Raw genomic sequence first — 17,084 nt, forward strand, 5'->3', positions numbered from 1 at the left:
CAGTCCCTTTCGGCCTTTGGCACCCTTCTCCGGCTATCCGATGGGAGAAGCGTTCTGCCGCACTGCAAAAACGAATAAGTGCAGGGCAAAAGACTTGGCTGCATCGCACCATTGCCCATATGCTGGCCAAAGCGCGATAGGGCGCGGTGACGCGGCAAGGGGCTCGCGATGTCCAGGACGAGGCAGGGTACCGTCATCCGGAAATACGCCAACCGTCGTCTCTACGACACGGGTACGTCCAGTTACGTCACGCTGCAGGACCTTGCCGCCATGGTGCGCGCCAATGTCGACTTCGTGGTCATCGACGCTCGAAGCGATGCGGACATCACCCACGAGGTGCTGACCCAGATCATCCTCGATGAGGAGACGCGCGGCCCGCACCTGCTGCCCGTCAATTTCCTTCGCCAGCTCATCCGCTTCTATGGCGACGAGCTACAGGCCATGGTGCCGGCCTTTCTCGAGTATTCCATCGGTCAGTTCGCCCGCGAACAGGGCAAGATGCGCGGCATTGCCGGCGAGGCGCTGGGCGCCCCCGCCCTCAGCGAAAAGCTGGGCGAACAGGTCCGGCTCAACGCCGAGTCCTTCGAGCGGGCCGTCCGCGCCGCCCTGCCCGGCGAAAGCCCGGATGAACAGGCGCCCCCCGTCGAAAACCGGACCTCCGACATCGACGCGCTACGCGACGAGCTGGAAGCCATGCGGCGGCGGCTCGACAGACTGGCGCCGGAAACCGAATAGATCCGCTCAGGCCGGCGCGACGACAAGCGGCCCGCGAAGCCAGCCGTCGCCATCGAGGCCATCCAGCACTGTGGCGCCGGGCCCCACCCGCAGGCACGGCTCTCCGATCAACCGCCCCTGGAAGGCGGAGATGCCGAGCTCGGCGAGCAGCGCCGCCGAAGCTTCGTCCTGCACGAACTCGGCGACGGTGCGGATGCCGAAGTGGCCGGCCAGCGTGGTCAGGGCCCTGACGAACACCACCGCGTCGGCGTCATGCCCGATATCGCGAATGAAGGCTCCGTCGATCTTAAGCCAGTCCGGCTTGATGTCGCGCAGCATGCGAAGCGAGGTATGGCCCGAGCCGAAGTCGTCGATGGCGATGCGGCAGCCGATATCGCGGACCGTCGCGACCATGTGTCGGAGGTCGTCCATGCGCGACAACGCCGCCGTCTCCGTGATCTCGATGGTCAGCCGCTTGAGCGCGTCGCCGTCTCGACGAGCGCCGGCCACCAGCATGCTGAGCCAGGCGGGGTCGGCCAGCGTCTCCGGCGACACGTTGACGGAGAGCTTGAGCGACGGAGAGGCCTGGAGATCGGTCATCACCAGCGTCAACGCCCGCATGTCGAGCCGCCGGATGAACCCGAGCTTTTCCGCCGCTTCCACATAGGGCCCACCGGAGACGATTTCCTCCGACGGCAGAACCAGCCGGCTGAGCGCCTCGTAGGAGATGATGGTCCGGTCGGCGGCGGAGGCGATCGGCTGATAGGCCAGCAGGAAGCGATCCTCGGCAAGCCCCCGCTGGATGGTCTCGGCGACCTCGACGTTGCGGCGCCGCAGGGCGTCGCGCGCGGCCGAAGGCTCGTAAAGATTGAGGTGCCGGTCGACGTCGCGCCTGGCGTCGCCGAGAGCCTCCTCAGCCCGGTTGGCGGCCATGGCGCCGGAAAGCGCGTGCTGCGGCAGCATCACTGCGCCAACGGCGACATCGGCCCGCACCGCGGCGCCATCGCAATCGATCGCCTCGCCGCGCACCGCCTCGCGGAAGCGTTCGGCCGCGATGATCAGCGAATGCTCGTCGCAGTCGTTGAGAATGGCCCCGAACTTGTGCCCCGAGAAGGAACCGAACACGTCGCCCTGTCGCATCCGGCGCAGGATGCGTTCGCCGGCGACGTCGATCACCCGATCGCCGGCCTCGTAGCCGAAGTTGGCATTGATGCGACCGATGTCGAGCACGGCAATGATCAGGAACACTGCCGAGCCGCCATCGGTTTCCAGCAGCTTCAGCCGATCGTCGAGGCTTTGCAGCAGTTCGTCGCGGTCGAGCCGCCGGTCCGGCCCATAGAGACGGACCGGTGACGCCGTCTCGGTGTCGCGCGGCAGCACGCGCACCGTGCCGCGCGCTCCCAGCGCCGGCTGTCCAGTCGGGCCATACCAGCTGCCGCTCTCCTCGATGCGTATGCCTTGCGGCTTCCCGCCGCGCGGCACCAGATCGTAGACGAGTCGGTAGTCGGGGCCCACGCGGTCGTCCGGCAACACGGGCGGCGGGGTCGCGGCAAGTCGCAATGTCTCCGCCTGCGGCCCGATCAGCCGATGGAGCGAACGGCCCGAAAGAGGCACTTCGTAGACAGGAAGATCCAGAACGTCGCCGGCATTCGGCGACCAGCGCAGACGGTCGTCGGCGTAGCTATGATCGTAGGCGGCAACGCCCGCCGCGGCCATCGCCGCGCCTATGGCGCCGCCGGCCAACCGATGTCCATCCGGGGAAACGAGATCGTCATCCATCTGCCGCCGTCCTCACCGTTTTGAAACACCTACCGCAACACCCCCGCCGCGTGAACCTCGTTTTTGTTTCATCTATCAGCGGTCCACTCCGGAAATGCCGAGCCCATCGACGTTTTTCCCGCAGGTGGTCTTGCGCATTAATTCTTTCTTAACCATTCTCAAGATCTGGCGCGCCGATTGCTCGGCTACCCTCAAGTCGATTCGCCTTGTGCCGGAATGGCACAGCTTTTGAGAGGCCCGCGACAATGATCGGATCGGTAGGCTCCATCGGCGGAAGCGTCGGCGGCCAAAGCCTCGAAAGGGCGGCTCGCCGCGCGTCCGGTCGTTACGTCGAAGCTGCGGAGCGCATCTCCCCCGACGGCGATGGCCAGCGGCACTTCGCCCTCATCGATCTTCATGCCGAGGCCAGAAGCGAGTCCGTCCGCCGCCCCGCCGCACAGTCGGCGGGCAACCCTGCCTCGGCCCCTTTCGTCGCGCAACTCGCAGCTCTGGGTCTTGGCGATGCCGGCACCGGCGAGCGCCGCGTCCGCCGCGATCCGTCGCTTGTCGTTTCCAGGGCCGATGCGCTCTATCGGGACGGCTATCGCCGCGTCACCGACCTCGAGCCCGGCTTCTTCGGCGCTGCCGAGTACTGATCCGGCTCCCCTAAAAACAAAAAGGCCGGCGCGATGCACCGGCTCTTTTCAAGTCGATCCCGGCCGTCATCGACGGCCGAGCAGGTCTCTCTCATCAGGCTTCCTTGGGGGCCAGGATCTGGCGGCCGCGGTACATGCCGGTCTTGAGGTCGACGTGATGGGGACGACGCAGCTCACCCGAGGTCTTGTCCTCGACGTAGGTCGGCTGCTTGAGGGCATCGGCGGACCGACGCATGCCACGCCTGGACGGCGAGGTCTTTCGCTTGGGAACTGCCATTGTCTTCTACTCCATCGCCCGCTCTGAAAGGAGGACCGCAACGATCCACCGTTCGGGCGCGCGGGCGCTCGTTCCTAAAGATGCGGCCTTATACAGACTGATGCGCCACTTTGCCAGTGCCTGCCCGGAAAAAAGTGCGCTCTCCGTCGCAATCCCGATGGCCGGCCATCACGACTTCAGGCACTCGACGTAGGCGCCGGACTGGTTGACGCGGCGCTCGATGATGCGCGCCAGCGTCTTTTGCGCCCTGCTCGGCTTCAGCGGGTTGCGGATGGCCGGATTGGGCAGGGCGGCGGCGATCAGCGCCGCCTCGCGCCGGCTCAGCTTCGATGCCGGCTTCTTGTAGTAATACTGGGCCGCGGCCTCCACGCCATAAACGTTGGGGCCGAGCTCGGCGATATTGAGGTAGATCTCAAGCGTCCGCCGCTTCGACCAGATGAAATCGGCATAGAGGGCGAGCGGGATTTCGAGTCCCTTGCGAATGTAGGAACGAGACGGCCACAGAAAGACGTTCTTCACCGTCTGCATGGTGATGGTGCTCGCACCGCGATTGGGGCCGCCGTCGCGGCTCAGCACCGAGCGAAGCTGTTCCCAGTCGACGCCGTCATGAAAGCAGAACTGGCCGTCCTCGCTCATCACCACGGCCTGCTGCATGCTGGGCGAGATATCCTCAAGATCGACCCACTGGCGGCTATACCCCTGAAGGGTGACGAGGTCTCCAATCATCAGCGTCGAGATCGGGCGCATGAAGAGATAAAGCGGCGTCAGCACGAAGGGCAGAACAACCACCACCGCAGCGGCGATCGACAACCGCTTGAGCCAGATCCGCCAGCCAGATCGCCTCACAGCTGCCGCCTCCTCGTCGTCCGCCGCCGGCTCGCCTTCGGCCATCGCCTCGCTGAGATCGCTCATGCCCCACCCGCCTGTCCGTTTCGTCATAAACCAACCATGCCAGCCGGGCAAACAAGGGAAAAGACGGCTGCGCGTGGCGATATCGACAACTCCAGCCGGGTCCCGCATGCCACGACCTGCGATCAATAGGCAAAACAGCACGCCAAAACGGCAGATGCCCGCAATTTATACAGCCCTGCTTTAAATTTGACATGGCGCGATTTAAGGCAACATGAGACCTTTGACTTGTGAGCGCTGCTTTGTCGGTCTTCCGTCTGGGTCTTCCTCCTGATCCACCGTGGCACTCCAGCTTTCCTCCCAGAACTCAGGCCGGTGACCCCGGCCTGTTTTTTTTGCGCCATGCTCGGTGCGGCAGACATGGAAAAGGCCGGGGATCGCTCCCCGGCCCTCCCGCCCCCTGCTTGTGTCTTTGATTACTCGTCACCCATGGCGACCAGCGTCGCATTGCCGCCCGCCGCCGCCGTATTGATCGACACCACCTGCTCCAGCGCAAACCGGGCGAGATAGTTCGGGCCGCCCGCCTTGGGACCGGTGCCGGAAAGCCCCGACCCACCGAAGGGTTGGGAGCCGACCACCGCGCCGATCATGTTGCGGTTGACATAGACATTGCCGACCGGCAGCCGCTCGACGATGCGCTTTACCGTCGTTTCAATGCGCGAGTGGATGCCAAGCGTCAGCCCGTAGCCGCTCGCCGCGATATCCTCGATGATCCTGTCGAGGTCCTTCGCCTTGTAGCGGACGACATGCAGCACCGGACCGAACACCTCGCGATCGAGCGCCGCCGCGTCGGGCAGTTCGATGATGGTTGGTGCAAAGTAGGAACCGCCCTCCAGTGCCCCGCCCGGCACGTCACCCGAGAACAGCACGCCGCCCTTGCCCTGCCATGCCGCAACATGAACGGCGAGCTTTTCCGTCTGCTCACGGTCGATGATCGGACCGACGTCGGTGTCGGGCTGACGCGGATCCCCCACCGTGAGTTCGGCCGCCGCGCCCTTGACGAGGTCGATCATGTGGTCGGCGACATCCTCCTGCACGAACAGGAGCCGCAGGGCCGAACAGCGCTGCCCCGCCGAGCGAAAGGCCGAGGTGATGACGTCGTCGGTCACCTGCTCGCCGAGGGCGGTGGCATCGACGATCATGGCATTGAGGCCACCGGTTTCGGCGATCAGCGGCACGATCGGTCCGCGCTTGGCAGCGAGTGCTCCGTTGATAGCAAAGGCAGTGTCGGTCGAGCCGGTGAAGGCGACACCGGCGATGCGCGGATCGGCGATCAGCGCCGCTCCGGCCGTCCCGTCGCCGACGATAAGGGCCAGCGCCGAAGCCGGCACCCCGGCCTCGTGCAACAACCGCACCGCCATGGCGCCGATGAGCGACGTCTGTTCGGCGGGCTTTGCCACCACCGCATTGCCGGCGGCGAGCGCCGCGACCGTCTGCCCCATGAAGATGGCGAGCGGGAAGTTCCAGGGAGCGATGGTCGCGAACACGCCACGGCCGCGATACGCCAGCCGGTTTTCCTCGCCGGTCGGACCGGGCATGGCGGTGGGCGAGGCGAACAGCCGACGCGCCTCGGCGGCATAGTAGCGGCAGAAATCGACCGCCTCGCGCACCTCGGCCACGCCATCGGACAGCGTCTTGCCCGCCTCGAGCCCCAGAACGGCCAGGAACGCCGGCAACCGGTCCTCAAGAAGATCGGCCGCCCGTTCGAGCACCGCGGCACGTGTCTCGGCCGGCGTTCCCGACCACTGCCGGAAGCCGGCGGCGGCCGATGCCACGGCCTTGCCGGCGGTATCGGCGTCGGCATCGATCGCCCGGCCAACCGCCGTCTTGCCGTCCACCGGCGACAGGAGGACGCGCGACGAACCCGCAACCTCCACTCCATCGATGATCGAGGCGGCCGTTCCGAAATCGCTCCCCGCCGCCGTGATCGCGGCCAGCAACGGTTCGAGCGCCTGTTCGTCGGCCAGTTCCACCCCGCGCGAGTTGCGGCGGGCGCCGAACAGATCGGCAGGCAGCGGAATGCGGGCGTGACGGGCGCGATCGCCGCCCTCCAGCACGTCGGCGGGACGCTTCAGCAAGGTCGAGATCTCCACTTTGGCGTCACCGACGGCGGCGACGAAGGATGAGTTGGCGCCGTTTTCCAGAAGGCGGCGGACGAGATAGGCGAGAAGGTCCTTGTGGCCACCGACGGGCGCATAGATGCGGCAGGGCTGACCGCCCTTCTCGGTCACTTCGCGATAGAGCGTATCGCCCATGCCGTGCAGCCGCTGGAACTCGAAATGACGATCGGCGCCGGCGATCTCCGATACCTCGGCTACCGTCAGGGCGTTGTGCGTCGCAAACTGCGGGTAGAGGCGCGGCCGCGCACGCAGCAGCTTGTCGGCGCAGACGAGATAGGAGAGGTCGGTCGACGCCTTGCGGGTGAAGAGCGGATAGTCGTCAAGGCCGCGCTCCTGGCCCCGCTTCATTTCGGTGTCCCAATAGGCACCCTTGACGAGCCGGACCATGAACCGGCGGTTCAGGCTCTCGGCGAGCTCAACCATGTAGTCGATCACCGCCGGCGCCCGCTTCTGATAGGCCTGCACGGCAAGGCCGAAGCCGTGCCAACCGGCGAGAGACGGATCGGCGGCAACGGCAGCGATGACGTCGAGCGACAGCTTCAGCCGGTCCGCCTCCTCGGCATCGACCGTCAGGTTGAGATCGTGGGCCTTCGCAGCCCGCGACAGCTCCAGGAGCTTCGGCACCAGTTCGGCCATCACGCGCTCGGCGTTCAGCGCCTCGTAGCGCGGATGCAACGCCGACAGCTTCACCGAAATGCCCGGCCGGGCCGGCAGCGCCTCGGAACCCGCCGACCGGCCGATCGCCTCGATCGCCTGGGCATAGTCGGCGAAGTAGCGGGTCGCGTCGGCTGCCGTGCGGGCGCCCTCGCCCAGCATGTCGTAGGAGTGGCGATAGCCCTTGCCAGCCAAACCGCGAGCGCGCGACAGGGCCGCCTCGATCGAGGTGCCCAGCACGAACTGATGGCCCATGATCTTCATCGCCTGCCGTGTGGCGGCGCGCACCGGCGGCATGCCCAGGCGCTTGACGAGGCCGGTGATGACGTTCTCGGGCGTCTCCCCCGGTTGCAGCACGCGCGTCGTGACGCCGAGCGCCCATCCGGATGCCGCCACCAGCCAGGGATCCTCGCCCTTGCCGTGAAAGCCGAAGGCGGCCGAGGCGAGCTTGTCCTCGATCAGCTTGTCGGCGGTGGCGCCGTCGGGCACGCGCAGCAGCGCTTCGGCCATCACCATGATGGCGAGGCCCTCGCGTGTCGTCAGCGAATAGGCTTTCAGAAAGTCCTCGACGCCGCCGATTGCCGACTTGCCCTCTCGAATGGCGGTGATGAGATGGCCGGCGTGCGCATCGACGCGCGCCCGCGCCCTCAGGTCTTCGGGTCGCGCCGCCAGAAGACGCCGGACCACCACCGTCTCATCTTCCGCATAGGGCGACGAAAAGCACGGAGCCCGGTGGGGCTCGGAAAGAACTGCAGACATCTGGTCTCCGGAAGGTTGCCACCTTGATACGGCAGCTTCTGTTTATATTCCGCAGGATAGCAGCAGGCTTTCGGTGACACTCTCCTTATTGAGGTATAGACTCCGGGTTAATCGCGGAATGAACCGTTTGTTTCCGTGAAACTTCCGGATTGGCATGTCTTGGAGGCTGACAATGGCAGCAGCAGGGGGCGACCGTTCTCGTCCGAGCCACGATATTCCCGGTCTCGATCGCATCGACCGTCGAATTCTCGCCGCGCTTCAGGAAGACGGCCGGATTACCAACCTGGAACTCGCCGAAAAAATCGGCATGTCTGCTACGGCAACCGCCGAACGCGTCAAACGATTGTCGCGAGACGGCTTCATCATCGGTTATACGGCGCGCCTCGATCCGCTGCACCTCCAGCGTGGCTTGCTGGTCTTCGTGGAGATCAAGCTCGACCGCATGAACCCCGAAGTGTTCACCACATTCGCGGCAGCGGTGAAGAAGGCACCGGAGGTGCTCGAATGCCACCTGATCGCCGGCGGCTTCGATTATCTCGTCAAGGCGCGTGTCCGCGACATGGAAGCCTATCGCGAGTTCCTGTCCGAAGTGCTGATGACGCTGCCGGGGGTGCGCGAGACCCACACCTATCCGGTGATGGAAGAGGTGAAGAACACCACCGTGCTGCCGGTATGATGCGCTTTCGGCGCCTTGACCGGGACGAGAGGCGAGCGCTACCACAGCGACCGTTCCTTGTCCGATTGGAGCAGAGATGACCGCCGCCTTCGAAACCGCCCTTTCCGATTTCGCTTCCGCGCTGGAGGCCGGTCTCGCGGTGCGTCTCGAACCTGTTCCCCGGCCCGGCGAGATCGCCCGGCCGGCCCGTCTTCTGGCAGCCATGCGGCACGCGGTGCTGGCCGGCGGCAAGCGCCTCAGGCCCTTCCTGCTCACCGAGGTCGCCCGCCTTCTCGATCCCCGTCAGACGACCGACACCCTGATGCCGGCGGTGGCGGCCATCGAGTGCCTGCATTGCTACTCGCTGGTGCACGACGACCTGCCGGCCATGGACAACGACACGCTGCGGCGCGGCCGCCCGACCGTCCACGTCGCCTATGACGAGGCGACGGCGATTCTCGCCGGCGACGGCCTCCTGACGCTGGCCTTCGACCTTCTCGCCGACCCCGCCTGCCACGCCGATCCGGCGATACGGGCGGCGCTGGTGCTCGACCTCGCCCGCGCCGGCGGCCTCGGCGGCATGGTCGGCGGTCAGATGCTGGACCTGGCGGCCGAGGGACGCTTCGGAGACGGGGCCGCACCCGATGAAGCCGGCATTCGCAAGCTGCAGGCGATGAAGACCGGTGCGCTGATCCGCGCCGCGACGGTGATGGGCGCCCGGCTCGGCGGCGCCACGGAAGACGAGGTGCGCCGCTTCGCGCGCTTCGGCGAGATTCTCGGCCTCGCCTTCCAGCTCGCCGACGACCTTCTCGACGTCACCGCCACCGAAAGCGAGATGGGCAAGGCCGTCGCCAAGGACGCTGCCCACGGCAAGGGGACGCTGGTGGCCCGTCTCGGCATCGATGCCGTGCGCGCCGAGCTCGACCGCCTCGTCGCCGAGGCGACGGGCCTGCTTGCGCCATGGGGCACGCGGTCCGAAACGCTCGCCGCCGCCGCTCGCTTCGTCGCCGAGAGACGGCGCTAAGCATCCGCCCGAAAGGTCGCGACCTTTGCGGATAAGCGGCTGCGATCAGTCAACCGGGTCGACTATTCGGCCGCTGGCTTGCGATTGGCGCCATCGCCGAACCGCTGCTCGATATAGTCGAGCACCAGCGACTGGAAATCGCGGGCGATGGTAGGACCGCGGAGCGTCGCCGCCTTCTCGCCGTCAATGAACACCGGCGCCGCCGGGTTCTCGCCGGTGCCCGGCAGCGAAATGCCGATGTCGGCATGCTTGGATTCACCGGGGCCGTTGACGATGCAGCCCATCACCGCCACCTGCAGCGCCTCGACGCCGGGGTAGCGCTGCCGCCACTCCGGCATAGCGTCGCGGATCTGATCCTGAATGGTCTTGGCCAGTTCCTGGAACACGGTGGAAGTGGTGCGGCCGCAGCCGGGACAGGCGGCGACGATTGGCACGAAGCTGCGGAACCCCATCACCTGAAGAAGTTCCTGCGCCACCATCACCTCGCGCGTGCGGTCGCCACCCGGCTCCGGCGTCAGCGACACGCGGATGGTGTCGCCGATGCCATGCTGCAGCAGGTAACCCATGGAAGCCGACGAGGCGACGACGCCCTTGGTGCCCATGCCGGCCTCGGTGAGACCGAGATGCAGCGCATAATCGCCGCGCGAGGCCAGCTCGCCATAGACGGCGATGAGATCCTGCACCTGGCTGACCTTGGCCGACAGCACGATGCGATCGCGGGCAAGGCCGATCTCCTCGGCGCGGGCAGCCGACAGCAGCGCCGACTGCACCATTGCCTCGCGCATCACCTGCTGCGCCGTCATCGGCGAGCCCTTGGCCTTGTTCTCGTCCATCAGGCGCGTCGCCAGCTCCTGGTCGAGCGAGCCCCAATTGACGCCGATGCGCACCGCTTTGCCGTGGCGGGCGGCGATCTCGACGATGTCGCTGAAATGGCGGTCGCGTTTGGCGCGGACGCCGACGTTGCCCGGATTGATGCGATACTTGGCCAGCGCCTCGGCGCAGGCGGGAAAGTCGGCGAGCAGCCGATGGCCGATGAAATGGAAATCGCCGATCAGCGGCACGTCGACGCCGACGCGGTCGAGCCGCTCGCGGATGCGCGGCACGGCGGCGGCGCTTTCGTCACGATCGACGGTGATGCGCACCAGCTCCGAGCCGGCCCGCGCAAGCGCCATCACCTGCGCCACCGTGGCATCGACGTCGGCGGTATCCGTATTGGTCATCGATTGAACGACCACCGGCGCATCGCCGCCGATCGTCACCTTGCCGACCACGACGGGAACCGAGCGGCGGCGCGGCGCCGGACCGAAGGAACTGAGCATGCAATCCTCAACTGTGGCTGTGCGAATGGTCGTGGTGGCTGTCGCCTGACTGGCAGGCGACGCAGAGGCCACGAATCTCCAGAACCGAGGCCGACGGCGCAAAGCCTTCCGCCGCCGCGATGCGGGCGAGCAGCCCGCCGAGTTCGGCCGGTTCGGCCTCGGTCGCCGAACCGCACCGCTCGCAGAGCAGGAACACCAGCGGCGCCTCCGGCGCGGAGGTGGCATGCCCGTGCTCCTCGATGCAGGCAAGGAAGGCATTGCGGCTCTCGATGCGGTGGGCGAAGCGATGGGCGACCAGGAAATCCAAGGCGCGATAGACCGAGATCGGGCTGGGCCGACGCGCCTTGCCGGCGATGCGGTCCATGATCTCATAGGCCGATACCGGTGCGTGGCTTTCCAGCATCGCCTCGAGCACCTGCCGCCGCTGCTCGGTGAGGCGCAGCCCCTCGTCGCGGCAGCGCTCCTCGGCGCGGGCGACGGCGCGGCTGCGGCAGACCTGATGATCGTGGTCGGAATCGTCGAGCAAGGTTCTCTCCAAGCGTCCATCACAGTATATAGTCGGCCGTGCCGTCCGGAGAAAGACTGATTGTCGCGCCGGCCGGACGTCTTTCTGAGCCAGAGGCCCGCCATGCGCTTTCCCGCCGTCGACCGCAGCATCCTGATCACCGGCGCTTCCTCGGGCATCGGTCTCGCCGCCGCCACGATCATGGCCGGGCGGGGCTGGCAGGTGTTCGCGACCGTACGGCGCGAAGAGGATCGGCAGAGGCTCGCCGGCATTGCCGGCGTCACGCCGCTTCTGATGGACTATGCCGACCCCGCCTCGATCGCCGCGGCCGCCGACGCGGTGCTCGAGGCGACCGGTGGCCGGCTGGGCGCCCTCTACAACAACGGCGCCTACGGCCAGCCGGGCGCTCTCGAAGATATTTCGACCGAGGTGCTGCGGCATGTCTTCGAAGTCAACGTCCTTGGTTGGCACGACCTCACGCGCCGCCTCGTGCCGGCCATGCGTCGGGCCGGATCGGGGCGCATCGTCATGTGCTCTTCCATTCTCGGCTTCCTGTCGATGCCCTACCGCGGCGCTTACAACGCCTCCAAGCATGCCATCGAGGGGCTTGCCGACAGTTGGCGGCTGGAGCTGATCGACGCCGGCATCCACGTCGCCACCATCCAGCCAGGTCCGATCGCCACCAAGTTCTCGTCGACGGCCATGAAGAAATTCCACGACAACGTCGACGTCGAGGGATCCGCCAATGCCGAGGGCTACCGGCAGCGGCTCGCCGACATGCAGCGACCGCCGGAGGCTTCCTTCTTCCGCAAACCGCCCGAGGCGGTGGTGGATTGCCTGGTCCACGCCTGCGAATCAGACCGGCCGCGCCCTTACTACCGGGTGACCTGGCTCACCAAGGGCGCGGCGATCGCCAAGCACCTCCTGCCGGCCTCGATGTTCGTCGCCTTGCTGCATCGCGCAGCCAGGGCGGGCAATTGAATAACGACGGCAAAGACTTGGACACGAGCCGTCGAAGCTGTACCCGATCGGCGCCCTGCCCGCGAAACGGGCGGAAAACCTTGGGTTTCAGCTTCACATCAGCGACATCATCGGCGTAGAGTATTCACTGCGTGGGGTGGGATCGGACACCTGCCTCGGTGAAGGAGAGCGTGAGGTGACGATCGCCGTCTCGCCGGACGCACACCCGGCGCTGGTGTTGAACGCGGACTATCGCCCGCTGAGTTATTTTCCCTTGTCGCTCTGGTCCTGGCAGGATGCGATCAAGGCGGTTTTCCTTGACCGGGTCAATATCGTCTCCGAATATGATGTGCTGGTGCGCAGCCCGAGCTTCGAGTTCCACCTGCCCTCTGTGGTTTCGCTGAAGACCTTCGTCAAGCCGTCTCGCCAACCCGCCTTCACCCGCTTCAACGTGTTCCTGCGCGACCGCTTCGAGTGCCAGTATTGCGGCAGCCGGGAAGACCTCACGTTCGATCATCTGATCCCACGATCCAAGGGCGGCCAGACCACCTGGGAGAACGTCGTCGCCGCCTGTTCGGCCTGCAATCTCAAGAAGGCCGACAAGACGGTTTCGGAGGTGGGCATGACGCTTGCCGGCCTGCCCTTTGCGCCCACCGTGCATGATCTTCACAACAACGGCCGGCTGTTCCCGCCCAACCATCTGCACGAAAGCTGGCTGGACTTTCTCTACTGGGACGTCGAACTCGATCCCTGAGGGATCTACGCCCGCAGCTCTCCGACGGCCTGTCGTTCCCGAACGATGCGGCGCAGAATTTCCGATCGAACCGTCGGCGCGCCGAAATAATAGCCCTGCAGCTCGTGACAACCGGCCTGCTTCAGCGCCTCGGCCTCCTCGGCCATTTCGATGCCCTCGGCCGTCACCTCGGCGCCCAGCGTTTCCGCCAGCGCCACCGCCGCCTGGACGAGGCTTTGCGACGCCGGGTCGCGGATGACGTCGATCACCACGGATCGGTCGATCTTCACCTTGTCGAAGGCGAACCGGCGCAGATAGGCCACCGACGAGAAGCCGGTGCCGAAATCGTCGAGCGCCACCGATACGCCGAGTGCGTGCAGCGCCTCGACGCTGCGGCTGGCCCGCTCGGGCTCGGAGGCAAGGAAGCTTTCGGTGATGTCGAGTTCAAGCCGGTCCGGCGGCATTCCCGCCGCCTTGAGAACGGCTTCCAGCGCATCGGGAAAGCCGGGGTCGCGGAACTGGGCGGCGAACACGTTGACGACCATCTTGAGGTCGCCAAACGCGTGGGCGTCGCTGGCGACGCGGCGCAGCACGTAGGTTCCGATCAGATCGCTCATTCCCGCTTCCTCGGCGACGGCGAGGAAGACCGAGGGGCTGACCGGGCCGGCCGGGCGAATCCAGCGGACCAGCGCCTCGACGGCGGAAATGCTGCCCGTCTTCGCGGAGACGACCGGCTGGTAATGCACCTGGAGGCCGTCGTTCGCCACCGCCTCGCGCAACTCGGCGGCCAGTGTCGCCCGCGCCTGCCGATCGGCATCCATGCCCGCATCGTAGACGACGACCCGGTTCTTGCCGCCAGCCTTGGCGACATACATGGCCACGTCGGCCCGGCGCACCAGCTCACCCGGAGTAAGCGCGCGGTCGGCATCGGCGGCCACTCCGATCGAACAACCCACCTTGACCATGCGCCCTTCGAAATCGAACGCCTCGTCGAGGAAATCGACAAAACTCTCGCCGAGAGCACGTGCCCGCTCGACCGCTTGGTCCCCTTCGACCACCACGGCGAACTCGTCGCCACCAAGGCGGGCCAACACGCCGCTGTTGTCGACCAGCGCACGGAAGCCGGCCGCCGTCGCCCGGATCAGGCGGTCGCCGACATCGTGGCCGTAGGTGTCGTTCACTTCCTTGAAACCGTCCAGATCGGCGAACAGGACGGCAATGGAATGGTCGGGACCGGCATAGGCGGCGGCAAGCCGCTGGTTGAAGGAGGCACGGTTCGGCAGGCCGGACAGAGGATCGTGGCTCGCCGCGTGACGGGCCGCCGTCTCATCGTGGCGGAGGCCGCTCATCATCTTCCAGATGGTGACGACCAGCACGCCCATCACCACGAACAGCAGCAAGAGCACGGCAAGAACCGGCAGGCGCGCGCGCTCCATCGCCTCGGTTCCCGAAACGCGCGGCTCCCAGCCGATGGAGCCGAGGACGACACCCGACGCCGAGATCAGCGGCACCGCGTCGTCCCCGATGGTCGCCGGACCGAAGGTCAGGTGCCGAACGCCGAGCGCGTCGGCCATCGCCATGAACTGCGCCCCGCTCATCGACCTGCCGACCAGGAGATAGTGGGGGGAGCCCGCCGACGAGGACGGACCGGCGCGCGCCTCGATTTCATGCAACCCGACCACGAGCGGGCCAAGGCGCGACTGGACAAACCCGGACGCCGGCTGGCGCACCTTCTGGCGCGCGGCGGCAACGAGGGCGGCGATATCGGCCCGGCTGATGCCGATCCCATCCGGTCCGACCGTTCGTCCCTCATGGAACGTGCGCAGCGGCACGCCATCGGCGTCGACGATCGACAAAGTATCGAAGACGCGATCATTCTCGAGGGGGAGAGGAAGGCCACCACCCGCCGCGGCGGCCTTGTCATCATCGACAATGGCCGCATTCCAGACGACGACCTCGGTGGCGGCGAGCCCCATCTGGGTCAGCGCCTCGTCCTTCAGCACGTCGACCACCCGTGCGATGCCCCGCCGATCGATGTCGTTCACCTCGGCCGCCATGCGCGCCATGGCCAGGTAAACCACCGCCGCCGCGGCAAGCGCCGTCAACGCGGTCGGCACGACCACGCCAAAAAGGAACTCCATCCAGCGACGATTGGCAAAAAACAAGGCAACGGTCCGTTGGTTCTATCTTGCGTAGCCTAGCGCGATACCGTTAAAGGCTCGCAAACTCGGCCGGCATGCTCAGGGAAAACACAGATTCCTTGGTTTTCCATCGAAGAGCGGCGGGATAGTGCCGGGAAAGCCGGGGGAACTGATGCCAAACCGCACCCGCGCCACCATGATCGGCCTGACCGCGATACTCATGTGGTCGATGCTCGGCGTCTTCACCGGCGGTTCGGGGGCCGTGCCACCCTTCCTGCTGAACGCCTTCTGTTTCGGTCTCTCAGGCTCGGTCGCCACAGTCTGGCTGATCGCCAGGGCGCGCACCGCCGTTCTGAGGCAACCTCTCAGAGTCTGGATCGTGGGAACGCTCGGCCTGTTCGGCTACCACGCTCTCTACTTCACGGCCCTGCGCACGGCGCCGCTGGTGGAAGCCGGCCTCATCAACTATCTCTGGCCGCTCCTGATCGTGTTGTTTTCCGGTCTTCTACCCGGTGAGCGTCTGCGCCCCCACCACCTTGCCGGTGTCGTCCTCGGCTTCGCCGGCGCGGCGCTTCTGGTGACGGCCGGCCAGTCGCTGGCGCTCGATGGCGACTATGCCTTCGGCTACCTTGCCGCCTTCCTGGCTGCCGTGGTCTGGGCCGGCTACTCGGTGACCTCGCGCCGCTTCTCCGGCGTTCCCTCCGAAGCCGTCGCCGGCTTCTGCCTCGCCACCGCGATCCTGAGCCTGATCTGCCACGCCGCATTCGAAGAGACGGTGCTGCCATCAACTCCCATGGAATGGTCGATGGTGGCGCTGCTCGGCGCCTTTCCCGTCGGCCTCGCCTTCTTCGTCTGGGACCATGGCGTCAAGCACGGCGACATCCAGCTCATCGGCACCGCCGCCTATGCGACGCCTGTGCTGTCGACCCTGCTGCTGACGCTCACGGGCTATGGCACGCTCGGCTGGGCGACGGCCGTCTCTTGCGCCCTCGTCACCCTTGGCGCCGTCGTGGCGGCCTGGGAGTCGCTGCCTTTCAGAAGACGAGCCCCCAAGCAGGCCGTTACCTGAAGCTGTCTTTCCGTCGCCGCAGCTCGGCAAACACTTCGACGGCGGGTCGTCCCGACAATCCGAGCCTTTCGGCCAGTCGAGGATCCCCGGCCCTCAGGAACGGGTTGGTGAGAAGCTCCCGCCCGATCGTCACCGGCACCGTCGGTTTTCCGGCGGCGCGGAGTGCCTCCACGTCCGCGAGCCGCTCGGCAAGCGCCGCGTTGTCCGGATCCACTGTCACTGCAAACCGGCCGTTCGAGGCGGTGTACTCATGTCCGGGGTAGATGGCCGTTTCCGCCGGCAACGACGCGAGGCTGAGAAGCGCACCCCACATGTCCGCCGCGTTGCCTTCGAACAGGCGGCCGCAGCCGAGCGAGAACAGCGTGTCGCCGGAAAACAGGGCCCGCGCGGTCGGTTCGTGATAGACGATGTGGCCGCGCGTATGACCCGGCGTCCCGATCACACGGAAGCCGAACGGACCGACGGAAAAGCTCTCGCCATCGGCTACCGCTCGATCGAGCGGCGGAAGACGATGAGCATCGGCCGCTGCGCCGACGAGCTCGGCGCCGGTACGTTCGAGGATCGCCGCCGCGCCTTCGATATGGTCGCCGTGGTGGTGGGTGAGGAGAACGGCATCGAGCCGACCGCCCGCATGCTCGATGGCGGCAAGGATTGGCGCCGCCTCCGGAGCGTCGACCACCACCGCCGCGCCGCTGTCCTCGTCGCGGAGGAGATAGGCGTAGTTGTCGTTGAGACAGGCGATGACGTCGATCTTCGGGACCATCGGGAGCCTCCTTTGCCGCCGTCGCGAAAAAAGCCGGCGGCCGCCATTGCGATAGAGCCACAGTCGAT

Annotated in this window: 15 protein-coding genes; 7 read left to right on the forward strand and 8 right to left on the reverse strand. The window is 66.5% G+C overall.

The annotated features are described in order from the left end of the window. Nucleotides 1-168: 168 nt before the first annotated feature. On the forward strand, nucleotides 169-735 hold the full coding sequence (gene phaR, locus QQZ18_RS16850; RefSeq protein ID WP_284542113.1) for a polyhydroxyalkanoate synthesis repressor PhaR: 567 nt from the start codon (nucleotides 169-171) through the stop codon (nucleotides 733-735). A gap of 6 nt (nucleotides 736-741) precedes the next feature. Here phaR and QQZ18_RS16855 read toward each other — a convergent pair whose 3' ends face one another. Next, complete coding sequence (locus QQZ18_RS16855) at nucleotides 742-2,493, reverse strand: EAL domain-containing protein (RefSeq protein WP_284542114.1); 1,752 nt, start codon at nucleotides 2,491-2,493, stop codon at nucleotides 742-744. A gap of 245 nt (nucleotides 2,494-2,738) precedes the next feature. Between QQZ18_RS16855 and QQZ18_RS16860 the strand changes: the two genes are divergently transcribed. Next, nucleotides 2,739-3,128, forward strand: coding sequence for a hypothetical protein (locus tag QQZ18_RS16860; protein WP_284542115.1), 390 nt, complete (start codon nucleotides 2,739-2,741; stop codon nucleotides 3,126-3,128). Between the two features lie 94 nt (nucleotides 3,129-3,222). Here QQZ18_RS16860 and rpmF read toward each other — a convergent pair whose 3' ends face one another. From rpmF to putA, 3 genes are all read right to left on the reverse strand, one after another. Beyond that, nucleotides 3,223-3,405, reverse strand: a complete 183-nt coding sequence (gene rpmF, locus QQZ18_RS16865; protein ID WP_251729113.1) for a 50S ribosomal protein L32 — start codon at nucleotides 3,403-3,405, stop codon at nucleotides 3,223-3,225. Between the two features lie 168 nt (nucleotides 3,406-3,573). Further along, nucleotides 3,574-4,317 carry a monofunctional biosynthetic peptidoglycan transglycosylase gene (gene mtgA, locus QQZ18_RS16870; RefSeq protein ID WP_284542116.1) on the reverse strand — a complete coding sequence of 248 codons (744 nt, stop codon included), beginning with the start codon at nucleotides 4,315-4,317 and terminating at the stop codon, nucleotides 3,574-3,576. A gap of 413 nt (nucleotides 4,318-4,730) precedes the next feature. Continuing rightward, the gene (gene putA, locus QQZ18_RS16875) at nucleotides 4,731-7,847 is read right to left on the reverse strand and encodes a bifunctional proline dehydrogenase/L-glutamate gamma-semialdehyde dehydrogenase PutA (protein WP_284542117.1); all 3,117 of its coding nucleotides are present in this window, start codon (nucleotides 7,845-7,847) and stop codon (nucleotides 4,731-4,733) included. 172 nt (nucleotides 7,848-8,019) lie between these two features. Here putA and QQZ18_RS16880 point away from each other — a divergent pair, with 172 nt between their 5' ends. Continuing rightward, nucleotides 8,020-8,523 carry an Lrp/AsnC ligand binding domain-containing protein gene (locus tag QQZ18_RS16880; protein ID WP_446728668.1) on the forward strand — a complete coding sequence of 168 codons (504 nt, stop codon included), beginning with the start codon at nucleotides 8,020-8,022 and terminating at the stop codon, nucleotides 8,521-8,523. Between the two features lie 76 nt (nucleotides 8,524-8,599). Further along, nucleotides 8,600-9,526, forward strand: coding sequence for a polyprenyl synthetase family protein (locus QQZ18_RS16885; RefSeq protein ID WP_284542118.1), 927 nt, complete (start codon nucleotides 8,600-8,602; stop codon nucleotides 9,524-9,526). Between the two features lie 62 nt (nucleotides 9,527-9,588). On the opposite strand, the gene ispG is transcribed toward QQZ18_RS16885, so the two are convergent. Next, the gene (ispG, locus tag QQZ18_RS16890; protein ID WP_284542119.1) at nucleotides 9,589-10,845 is read right to left on the reverse strand and encodes a flavodoxin-dependent (E)-4-hydroxy-3-methylbut-2-enyl-diphosphate synthase; all 1,257 of its coding nucleotides are present in this window, start codon (nucleotides 10,843-10,845) and stop codon (nucleotides 9,589-9,591) included. A gap of 7 nt (nucleotides 10,846-10,852) precedes the next feature. Next, nucleotides 10,853-11,371 carry a Fur family transcriptional regulator gene (locus tag QQZ18_RS16895; protein ID WP_284542120.1) on the reverse strand — a complete coding sequence of 173 codons (519 nt, stop codon included), beginning with the start codon at nucleotides 11,369-11,371 and terminating at the stop codon, nucleotides 10,853-10,855. A gap of 102 nt (nucleotides 11,372-11,473) precedes the next feature. Between QQZ18_RS16895 and QQZ18_RS16900 the strand changes: the two genes are divergently transcribed. Next, nucleotides 11,474-12,331 carry an SDR family NAD(P)-dependent oxidoreductase gene (locus QQZ18_RS16900; protein ID WP_284542121.1) on the forward strand — a complete coding sequence of 286 codons (858 nt, stop codon included), beginning with the start codon at nucleotides 11,474-11,476 and terminating at the stop codon, nucleotides 12,329-12,331. Between the two features lie 175 nt (nucleotides 12,332-12,506). Further along, nucleotides 12,507-13,064: an HNH endonuclease gene (locus QQZ18_RS16905; RefSeq protein WP_284542122.1), complete on the forward strand. Its 558-nt coding sequence runs from the start codon at nucleotides 12,507-12,509 to the stop codon at nucleotides 13,062-13,064. 5 nt (nucleotides 13,065-13,069) lie between these two features. Here QQZ18_RS16905 and QQZ18_RS16910 read toward each other — a convergent pair whose 3' ends face one another. Further along, on the reverse strand, nucleotides 13,070-15,208 hold the full coding sequence (locus QQZ18_RS16910) for a putative bifunctional diguanylate cyclase/phosphodiesterase (RefSeq protein ID WP_284542123.1): 2,139 nt from the start codon (nucleotides 15,206-15,208) through the stop codon (nucleotides 13,070-13,072). 148 nt (nucleotides 15,209-15,356) lie between these two features. Here QQZ18_RS16910 and yddG point away from each other — a divergent pair, with 148 nt between their 5' ends. After that, nucleotides 15,357-16,253: an aromatic amino acid exporter YddG gene (yddG, locus tag QQZ18_RS16915; protein ID WP_284542124.1), complete on the forward strand. Its 897-nt coding sequence runs from the start codon at nucleotides 15,357-15,359 to the stop codon at nucleotides 16,251-16,253. Here the strand turns inward: yddG and gloB are convergent. After that, on the reverse strand, nucleotides 16,246-17,016 hold the full coding sequence (gloB, locus tag QQZ18_RS16920; protein ID WP_284542125.1) for a hydroxyacylglutathione hydrolase: 771 nt from the start codon (nucleotides 17,014-17,016) through the stop codon (nucleotides 16,246-16,248). The genes yddG and gloB overlap by 8 nt on opposite strands. Nucleotides 17,017-17,084 lie beyond the last annotated feature (68 nt).

It is taken from the genome of Pleomorphomonas sp. T1.2MG-36 (assembly GCF_950100655.1).
In the GTDB taxonomy this organism is placed as follows: domain Bacteria; phylum Pseudomonadota; class Alphaproteobacteria; order Rhizobiales; family Pleomorphomonadaceae; genus Pleomorphomonas.

Bases quoted from the DNA above. Each gene is read 5' to 3' on its own strand.
- phaR (WP_284542113.1), top strand. From the start codon at position 169: ATGTCCAGGACGAGGCAGGGTACCGTCATCCGGAAATACGCCAACCGT.
- QQZ18_RS16855 (WP_284542114.1), bottom strand. From the start codon at position 2,493: ATGGATGACGATCTCGTTTCCCCGGATGGACATCGGTTGGCCGGCGGC.
- QQZ18_RS16860 (WP_284542115.1), top strand. From the start codon at position 2,739: ATGATCGGATCGGTAGGCTCCATCGGCGGAAGCGTCGGCGGCCAAAGC.
- rpmF (WP_251729113.1), bottom strand. From the start codon at position 3,405: ATGGCAGTTCCCAAGCGAAAGACCTCGCCGTCCAGGCGTGGCATGCGT.
- mtgA (WP_284542116.1), bottom strand. From the start codon at position 4,317: ATGAGCGATCTCAGCGAGGCGATGGCCGAAGGCGAGCCGGCGGCGGAC.
- putA (WP_284542117.1), bottom strand. From the start codon at position 7,847: ATGTCTGCAGTTCTTTCCGAGCCCCACCGGGCTCCGTGCTTTTCGTCG.
- QQZ18_RS16880 (WP_446728668.1), top strand. From the start codon at position 8,020: ATGGCAGCAGCAGGGGGCGACCGTTCTCGTCCGAGCCACGATATTCCC.
- QQZ18_RS16885 (WP_284542118.1), top strand. From the start codon at position 8,600: ATGACCGCCGCCTTCGAAACCGCCCTTTCCGATTTCGCTTCCGCGCTG.
- ispG (WP_284542119.1), bottom strand. From the start codon at position 10,845: ATGCTCAGTTCCTTCGGTCCGGCGCCGCGCCGCCGCTCGGTTCCCGTC.
- QQZ18_RS16900 (WP_284542121.1), top strand. From the start codon at position 11,474: ATGCGCTTTCCCGCCGTCGACCGCAGCATCCTGATCACCGGCGCTTCC.
- yddG (WP_284542124.1), top strand. From the start codon at position 15,357: ATGCCAAACCGCACCCGCGCCACCATGATCGGCCTGACCGCGATACTC.
- gloB (WP_284542125.1), bottom strand. From the start codon at position 17,016: ATGGTCCCGAAGATCGACGTCATCGCCTGTCTCAACGACAACTACGCC.